4 protein-coding genes are annotated in these 3,382 nt (G+C 64.4%); 1 reads left to right on the forward strand and 3 read right to left on the reverse strand.

From position 1 onward, the window contains the following. Positions 1–296, forward strand: a 296-nt coding sequence (locus VN856_RS27130; protein ID WP_325695076.1) for a WhiB family transcriptional regulator, incomplete at its 5' end; no start/stop codon positions are given. Positions 297–319: 23 nt separating this feature from the next. On the opposite strand, the gene VN856_RS27135 is transcribed toward VN856_RS27130, so the two are convergent. From VN856_RS27135 to VN856_RS27145, 3 genes are all read right to left on the reverse strand, one after another. Continuing rightward, entirely contained in the window at positions 320–1,540 is a 1,221-nt protein-coding gene (locus VN856_RS27135; RefSeq protein WP_325695078.1) for a CoA transferase, read from the reverse strand. Between the two features lie 33 nt (positions 1,541–1,573). Further along, positions 1,574–2,581, reverse strand: a complete 1,008-nt coding sequence (locus VN856_RS27140) for a dihydrodipicolinate synthase family protein (protein ID WP_325695080.1) — start codon at positions 2,579–2,581, stop codon at positions 1,574–1,576. Positions 2,582–2,596: 15 nt separating this feature from the next. After that, positions 2,597–3,382: hypothetical protein (locus VN856_RS27145; RefSeq protein ID WP_325695082.1), on the reverse strand; the 786-nt coding region annotated here is incomplete at its 5' end.

The raw sequence follows: 3,382 nt of genomic DNA on the forward strand, positions 1-3,382 counted from the left end.
AGCAACTACCAGGTCCCAATGCAGACATTTGGGAATGGCAATTACACGGCCTTTGCCGCGGCGTGGATTCCTCGGTGTTCTTCCACCCAGACGGTGAGCGTGGTCGGGCCCGTCTGCAGCGTGAACGCCGGGCCAAGGAGATGTGCCGCACCTGCCCGGTGATGGCCCAGTGCCGTGCGCACGCCCTGGAGGTCGGCGAGCCGTACGGAATTTGGGGCGGCCTGTCGGAGACCGAGCGCGAACTGCTGCTCAAGCGGGACATCAGCCGCACCCGCGGCATCCGCCGCAGCGCCTAGTTCCACCCGGGACGCGTCGGCGCTTACAGAATCGACCCGTCCTGCTTGTATTGCTCGATTTTGTCCCAGTCGACCCCGGCTTCCAGCAGAATCTCCTCGGTGTGCTGACCGTGTTCGGGTGCACCGGTCGGCTGGACGTGATGCCCGTCGAATTGGACCGGGTTGGTCGGGATGATGTAGGGCTTGCCGTTCATCGCATTCACCGTCGGGATGTAACCGTTGGCGATGACGGCGGGATCTTCGTGCAGCTCACTGGTCTTCTGCAGGACGGCCCAGGCGCCCGACAGTGGCTTGAGGATCTCGCGCCACTGGTCAACGGTCTTTGACGCGAATTCTTCATCCATGATGTCGATGAGCTCGCCGCGGTTCATAAAACGGTTGTGGCCATCGGCGAAGCGTTGGTCGGTGATCAGGTCGGTACGGCCGATGACCGTCATGAACTCGGGGTAGAACTTGTCGCCCTGCAGCATCATCAGCGTGATGTAGCGGTCATCCTTGGTCTTGTAGTTGCCCACCAGCGGGTTGGGCATGTCGCGGTGGGTGAACGTGGGAATCGGGTCCCCGCCGTAGAGGTCCGCGGCGGTCACCTGCGGGGTCATCGCCCACGCCGCCAGCCCTAGCAGCGAGACGTCCACGATCGAGGTCTCACCGGTCGCCTTGCGTTTGTATAGCGCCGCGGCGATCCCGCCGGCAATCGTCAACCCGCCCATCAGGTCACCGAATGCCGGGGTCTGCATCACCGGCTCCGGCAGCTCGCGGGTCAGCGCATCGGCGATCCCGCCGCGCGACCAGAAGGACACGCCGTCATAGCCGGGCTTGTCAGCGTCGGGACCTTCGGGGCCGTAACCGGATCCGCGGACATAGATGATGTCGGGGTTGGCGGCGCGGATCTGCTCGACACCGATGCCGAAACGATCGCGCCGGCTCGGCAGGTAGCTGGTGAGGAACACGTCGCTGCTCTTGGCGAGCTCATGCACGACCTCCTGCCCGCCCGGCTTCAGCAAGTCGATGCCGATGGATTTCTTTCCGCGGTTGGGCATTTCGATCATGTAATTGACCGCGGTCGGGCCGCCCGGAATGAGGCCCATGGTGACCAGGCCGCGCTGCGGATCCCCACCCTCTCGCGGCTCGACCTTGATCACGTCCGCTCCCCACTCGGCGAGTACCGCACCGGCCGCGGGGACGAACGTCCACGCCGCGACTTCCAAGATGCGGATGCCGGCAAGTGGTTTGGCGTCGGTCATAACGAGTCCTCCTGTATCACGGTCATTTTCGGGCTATTCGCCGATCAGCCCGAATCGGCGGTAAGCGGCACGGATGTCGATACGCGCCTCCTCGGGCAATTTAGCCTGCGGCGGCCGAGATTCCGGGTACGAGCCGACCGGCAGCCCGATCACCGACGCGGCGTACTTGAACGCGCCGCCCCAGTGGGTGAAGTAGTCGGGCCGCCCGGGGTAGCGGGTGAACCAGCCCCGCATGTCGAGCTCGAACTGGTCGAGCCCCGACTCCTGCGCGTAATCCATTGCCTCGACCAACTTCTCGTTCCAGATCATGTCCCAGTATTCGGACAGGGCGCGTTTCTTCGGTGTCTCGAAGAGGTAGCCGGCGGTACCCAGCTGCCCGGGGCCGACGATGCCCGATTTCAGCCAGCCGGCCCGGTACACCGTCGTATCGCACTCCCAGATCACCAGATCTGGTGCCAGCTCGTGCAGGAAGCGGCTCTGATGCGGTCGGAACGATCCCTCTTTGGTGGCGCATACCGCGGGGATCTCCGCGACTATGCGCGCGCCCTCTTGAGCGGACAGCACGTATCCCGAGCTGGGCGAGTTGAACATTCCGAGTGCGATGTCCGTGCGGTCGGCGATGTATTTGAAGTAGTTCAAAGCCCCTTCGCCACCGTGCAATTCCATCATCGGCGTCTGAATGTAGACAATGTCGGCGCCCGCATCCTGGGCATGCTGGGTGAGTTCCAGGCAGTCCTTGGCCGACATCGCCGCGGTGCACGACTGGACGATCACGTCCGGGTCGATGCTGCGGGCCTCGTCAATGGCGACTTCCAGCAGCTTCTTTCGCTCCGCGATGGTCAGCGACCAGAATTCCGACAGACCGCTTGTTACCCAGAGCATGGGGTGCCTCAACGCGCCCACACAGTGCCGGACCAGGGTGCGGTAGGCGTCCCAGTCGATGTCGTCGCCGTCGCGGCCGCTGAACGGGGTGTACAGCGAGTCGCCGATGCCGTGCAATGCATGGCGTGCCCACTGACGAGCATCCTTGGCATTAGCCATTATTCACTCCTTGAACTAGCCGACGATCTCGAAGACCGCTGCTGCCGACGTCACCGCCTTGTCGGAGTTGCCCTCGTCGTGCAGCAACATCCGCACACCCACCTTGCCCGAACCGCCGACGTGCGCGGTGCCGTCCACCCGGAACGGCCCGACCTTGCCGCGCGACATGAACATCACGTGCCAACTCACGACCTGGAGCTTGCGCGTTCCGGCCGCCTCGGCGGCCAGATCGATCGCGGCGGTTTCGAGCACCACATGCTGCGGTCCGATGTGCAGCGCCGCGTCCGGTGAGGCCAGCTCCATGCTGAGGGCCGGCAGCTGCCAGTGGCCATCGGGCCGTCTGGACGCGCCGAACGCCTGCCACATCGGCGGCAGATCGGGCGAATCCTCGATCACCAGCTCGGTGCCCGAAACATCCATCTTTCCAAGGCCTTCCGGCGGGACACCAATGATCGCGCCCTGGCCTTCATTGAAGGCGATGAGCCGGTCCGGGTTGTCGGCGTCGACGATCTTGCATCGCCCGTAGCCCATCATCCGGCCCTGGTGCACGTTGCCGGAGTCGACGATCTCGACCCTTTTCACGTCGTATCCAGGGTCGACGATCTGCACCGAGGCGATCACCGGGTTGGGCACCGCGACCATGTCGGTCTGGCAACCTTCGGGCGAGGCGATGGCCAACGGCGCCACCATGATTCCGCCCGCCTCGTTGCGCATGTCGCGACGGATGACGACGGTGTCGTCGGTGTCGCCGATGTTCATCGACGAGTGATTGCGCCCGATGTAGCGGTAGCTCAGCAGCCC

This window comes from Mycobacterium sp., assembly GCF_035603715.1.
In the GTDB taxonomy this organism is placed as follows: Bacteria; Actinomycetota; Actinomycetes; order Mycobacteriales; family Mycobacteriaceae; genus Mycobacterium.

What these genes read in the sequence shown, in the direction of transcription:
- VN856_RS27140 (WP_325695080.1), bottom strand. Translation starts at nt 2,581, where the DNA reads ATGGCTAATGCCAAGGATGCTCGTCAGTGGGCACGCCATGCATTGCAC.
- VN856_RS27135 (WP_325695078.1), bottom strand. Translation starts at nt 1,540, where the DNA reads ATGACCGACGCCAAACCACTTGCCGGCATCCGCATCTTGGAAGTCGCG.